The following is a 4,790-nucleotide window of genomic DNA, read 5'->3' on the forward strand; positions in this document are numbered from 1 at the left end:
TCACGCCGAACGACTCCCCGGACTGCTCGACGGCTTCCTGCACCATCCGCACTGCCCGTTCCTTCAGCTCCGGTGGATAACGACGCTGGGCGGGGTGCGGGGAAGTGGATCGACCTGACATGGACTCCATCCTTTCCAACCGATGAAGTCTCCATCAATCCCGGCGCAGTTCAGTGGCGTTCGTAGTCGCGGGCCAGGCGGCGGTGCTTGGTCGGCCAAGCCAGCGAGCGCTCCACCACCAGTGTCGGCGCCCTTGACGCTCTGGGAGTCGATAACACCGGCCGTCGGCTCCGGGGAGCGGCCCTCGGCGAGGCGGACCTGCCGCCGCAATGCGACCAGGATCTGCCCGGTCACCCTGAGCTCTTCCCAGCGGACGAAGTACCAGTACACGGTCTGCCAAGGTGGATAGTCGAACCGGCCACGTGTGTTCGGGGCGGGTAGCAACGGTTCGATCAGCGTCCAGTGGGCGTCAGTGAGGTCGGAGGGGTAGCGACGCTCGCGAGGCACCAGGAAATGATCGAATCATCGGCACGCTGACCAGGCCAACACGCCGACCGTTGTCAACTGACATCACCCCCTTCTCAAACACGCTCTCAGCTCGTTCACTTCACTGCGGCTTCCACCTGAGTGCCGACTCAATTCTGCAATGCATCCTGGCCTTTACCAGTCGCAGTCCACATGCGTCGATCTTGATATAATGAGCAAACCTTCTTCCCCGGTCAATCCGTGTCATCGCCGTATGTTCGACACGAGGTAAGGCCACGTAGAAATTCCGCGAATGAATTAGCAATGCGCCTCGGCACCCTATCTTCATCGACGTACGACACGGAAGGCTCACCCAGTGGTCCGCATTCAGAATAATCGAGCATCACCGTGTCGTGCCCAGCGGATGGCGTCAAGCCGAAGACGACGCCAATCTCGGGATATTTCCATTCAGCGATCATGCTGGGCGACATGACGTCCACTCCGCTTGTACCTCCAATCCCCCAGATCACATCGACGCACACATGGTCCGGCGCCCACGACGTAGCAAATTCGGTGGGGAAACAACGATTCCGAAGTACGCCGCCATTCTGCACTATAATCAGATCGATGTAGCTCTTCGGTAGTCGAACTTTAAGCACATCCTCGGCCCGTCGAATCATCCCGGCATCCACCGGCGGGCCAACGTACTCAGATTCATAAGCCTGGTCGAAAATCATGAATTCAGATTCCGCTCTAGATGAGTGAGTCCGATCGCCCGTAAATAGCCATAGCCGATCGGCGATCGGGAAATCGGGACGTTCGCCATGTTATCTTATCAGATCACCACAGCCATCGGGTTCGGTTAGGAGGGTCTCGTTGACCGTTCGCATAAAACGATCAACGAGACCCTCATTTTTGTTTACTCTCGCACTTTGGGCTTAATTCTCTAGCATATTGCGAAACCACCGGTATGGCCGGTTTTGCTGTGAACGGCCATATCGACGAGCTGCATCACTCCGCAATTCTGATGATGATTCCAGGTCCACTTTCCCTTCCGGTATGCCGCCGTGATACCGGCCGCCTTGTCTGCTGCTGCGAAATCCTTTTTCCTGTCACCGGTCAAGGCGATGACGACATCTGGCGTTTTCGGGTCTCTCCAAGCGCTAAAGTCCGGAAATCCTTGGGCATCGAACGGCACCCCCGTGACCGGGTGATTTTTGCCGGCGAGATGAGCATTAATCGGCCCAACGGGCTGTCCGCCTGTGGCACACGGACATGCCGTGGTATGGCCATTTACCGAGCCCCCGCAGTTGTGCACGAGCACGGACGTTTCGCCTGCGGACACATAGTACGTGTGCAAGCCCGCGACCGTGAGGTTGTGGACACGTTGCTGTGCAGTCCATCGCTTGATCGCCTTGACCTGTACCAGGGTGCCGGCGGAGGTGCGCAGCCACATGCCGGGCGCGAGTTTCCCGGCATCGACCCACTTACGCAGCTCAGGAACCCAGAAGGGGTGCTGGCTGGTGGCTATGATGACGCCGGTGTCCCGGCCCTGCTTTCCGTCGGTATCGATGGTGACCTGGACTAGGTTCTTTTCGCCGTCGCCCACGATGAGGTCGATGACCTGCTTGGCTTCCGTTTTGCCGGTTTCCGGATCGGTGGCGAGAACTTCATCCCCGATCTCGACATCTTCGATCGGCTTGCGGGTGCCGTCGGCCATGAGCACTTCGGTATCGGGCGTGAAGCTGTTCTTGCAGCGTATCAGTTTGCCGATGAACTTTCCGGAATCGCCAGCCATGGGCACCATGCCGGCCAGGGCCCATGCTGCTTCCTCGGTATTGCCTTCATTCAAAGCATGGAGCGCAAGCAGGATGTCGGCTGGCGTGCCGACGACTGGCATGTAGCTCAGGAGTTCGAGCTCCTTCTTACCCGGAGGCCGCCCGTTTCGCGTGTCTCCGTCCAGAGCTATTCCGGCGCGAGATGCCTCCCACTCATCGATTTGGCCGTCTTTGTTGTCGTCTTTCATCGCCGGGTTGTAATCCGGATGGGCGTTACTGACGGGAATCGTCTTACCAGCGGAGGCTGGATTGCATTCGACGCTGGCGTTGTCCCAGCAATCAGACGGCTTGTACTCGGGGTTATGCCAGGGACGCGGCTCATGGCCGTCGTGCTCGATGCCTGTGATCGGATTGCCGCCGGTGAAGGAGTACCGGTTGGCGGTCCAGGGATCAAGGCTGAGGCTTAGGTCGTCGAGGGCGCCGTTGTAGCTGTCGAGGCTGAGGAAACGGTTGAGGCCGGGGTTGTAGTCGCGGAACCCCATGTCATACATGCCGGTGGAATTGTCCCAGCGCTTGGCGTTGAAGCGGTAGGGGTTGTACTCCTCTTTGGCGGTGGGGTCAGTTGGGTCGGGTTTGTCGACGCCGGTGAAGAGTTTGCCGTCGTTCTTGCCGTAGGCGGTGTAGCCGTAGGTGGCGCGGGTGTCGCCGTTCTCCTTGGTGATCTGCTCGACGTCGGTGTGCGGGTTGTAGCCGTAGTAGGAGGATTCCTCGGTGTTGTCGGCGTTGACCTTCACCTGAGACAGGCGCTCGCCCCACGGTGAGTATTGGAAGGACTTGGTGAGCTTGCCGGCCACCTCCTCATCCAAGACCTCCGCTGAGAGGCCGAGGTAGGAGTAGGTGGTGGTTTTGGCGGAGGCGGTGCCTTCCTTCTCGGTCTTGGTGGTGGTGCGGTCGAGCGGGTCGTAGGTGTAGCTGGTGACGGTGTTGGTGGTTCCATCACTGCCGAGCTTCTCGTGCTTGGTGACGTGGTCGAAGCCGTCGTAGGTGTACTTCTCCCACGTCTTGCCGCCGCCCTGGACGGTGCGCAGCCGCCCATAGGGGTCGTAGGTGAAGGTGCTGGTCTGTCCGCCGGTGATGGAGGTCATCAGCCGATTGCGGTCGTAGGTGAAGGTGGTCTTCTTGCTTAAGACCTCCTCCTCCCAGACGTTGCTGTTGGCGTCATGGGAGTAGGTTTCGGTGTCCGCGGCGCCGCCGCCTACCGGAGTTTTGGTGACCTTGGAGATGCGGTCGCGGGGGTCGTAGGTGTAGGCGTAGTCGTGTTCCAGGTAGGCGCCGGGGTTGTCGGCGTTCTGGATCTTGGCGTGGTCGGTGGCACGCTGCAGGTTGCCCTGGTAGCCGATGGTGTGCTCAGCCACGACCGCGCTGTTGGGCTTCTTCTCGATCGATTGGCGCAAGACGCCGGACAGGAAGTAGTCGTAGGCGACGGTGTTGCCGTTGGCCTTCGTCTCGGTGAAGCGCTCACCGCGTGAGGTGTAGCTGTAGGTGGTGGTCTTCGGTGCCGGGTCGGTGGCCGACTTCTTGTTGACCACCTCGTCCACCAGGTCGCGGACGTCGTAGCGGTAGGTGGCGAGGGTCTTGTCGTGGGTGCGTTCGACCACCGCGCTGTTCTCGTTGTAGCGGTACCCCGTGGTGTTCTTCAGGGTGCCGTCCAGGTACTCCTTGATGGTGGCGATCTGGTTGAGGTTGGTGTAGGCGACGTCCCACACGTCGATCTTGGCGGTTGGGGAGGCGTCCTCGATCTTGGTGACGTTGGCGTTGACGTCGTAGGTGTAGGTGAAGTCCTTCTTCTCGGTGTCCGTGTCGCCGCTGTTGTCGCGGACCACTTTGACCGCGTCCGCGGCAACGGTTCCGTTGGCCTCGTCGGTCAGGGTGACGCTGTTCGTGGTGCCGGCGGTGAAGGTGTAGGAGCCGAGTTCGACCCAGGTGCCGGGGTTCTGGGTCTGGTCGAGGGTGACGGTGGCCTCGCCGTCCTTATGCTTGATCTTGTACTTGGCGTTGGTGGCCGTCGCACCCGACGGGTACTGCACCTCCACCTTGTACGTGCCGTCCGACGGCGTGGTCAGGTTCCAGGTGAAGGCGGACTCGCCGGTGCCTGCGGGGGCGGTGGCGTAGTCGTAGCCGACGAACCCGGTCGCCGCTTCGACCTGGGGGCCGAGGATGTTCGACGACGAGCTGCCGCTGCCAGCAAGGGCCCAGCTGCCGGTGGTGGTGACCTGGCCTGTGTCGGAGTTGTCGTTCATGACGACGTCGAGGCCGAGCGGGACGCCGTCGTCGGAGTGGGTCTTGAGCTTGCCGTCGGGGTAGTAAGACCAGTCCAAAGCTCGCTGGCTGGAACCGCCCGCGCTGGTGACGGTGCGGTTGGTCTGCAGGCCCAGCTCGTTGTAGTCGTAGGTGGTCTTGATGTCCCACGGGTCGGTGGTGGTCTTGGACCAGCCGTTGTCCCAGTAGGTCATGGCGGTGACGTTGCGGATGCTTTGTCCGTGGGAC

The 4,790-nt window shown here is 60.8% G+C and carries 2 protein-coding genes; both read right to left on the reverse strand.

Annotated features, from left to right (window positions below; all coding sequences use genetic code 11):
• Window positions 1-719: 719 nt before the first annotated feature.
• Window positions 720-1,202, reverse strand: coding sequence for an SMI1/KNR4 family protein (locus E1286_RS46125; RefSeq protein WP_132623581.1), 483 nt, complete (start codon window positions 1,200-1,202; stop codon window positions 720-722).
• Window positions 1,203-1,411: 209 nt separating this feature from the next.
• Window positions 1,412-4,756 (reverse strand): golvesin C-terminal-like domain-containing protein, encoded by a 3,345-nt coding sequence (locus tag E1286_RS46130; RefSeq protein ID WP_132623583.1) that lies wholly within the window; start codon window positions 4,754-4,756, stop codon window positions 1,412-1,414.
• Window positions 4,757-4,790 lie beyond the last annotated feature (34 nt).

The organism is Nonomuraea terrae (assembly GCF_004348995.1).
GTDB lineage: Bacteria > Actinomycetota > Actinomycetes > Streptosporangiales > Streptosporangiaceae > Nonomuraea > Nonomuraea terrae.

Bases quoted from the DNA above. Each gene is read 5' to 3' on its own strand.
- E1286_RS46125 (WP_132623581.1), bottom strand. From the start codon at position 1,202: ATGATTTTCGACCAGGCTTATGAATCTGAGTACGTTGGCCCGCCGGTG.
- E1286_RS46130 (WP_132623583.1), bottom strand. From the start codon at position 4,756: ATGACCTACTGGGACAACGGCTGGTCCAAGACCACCACCGACCCGTGG.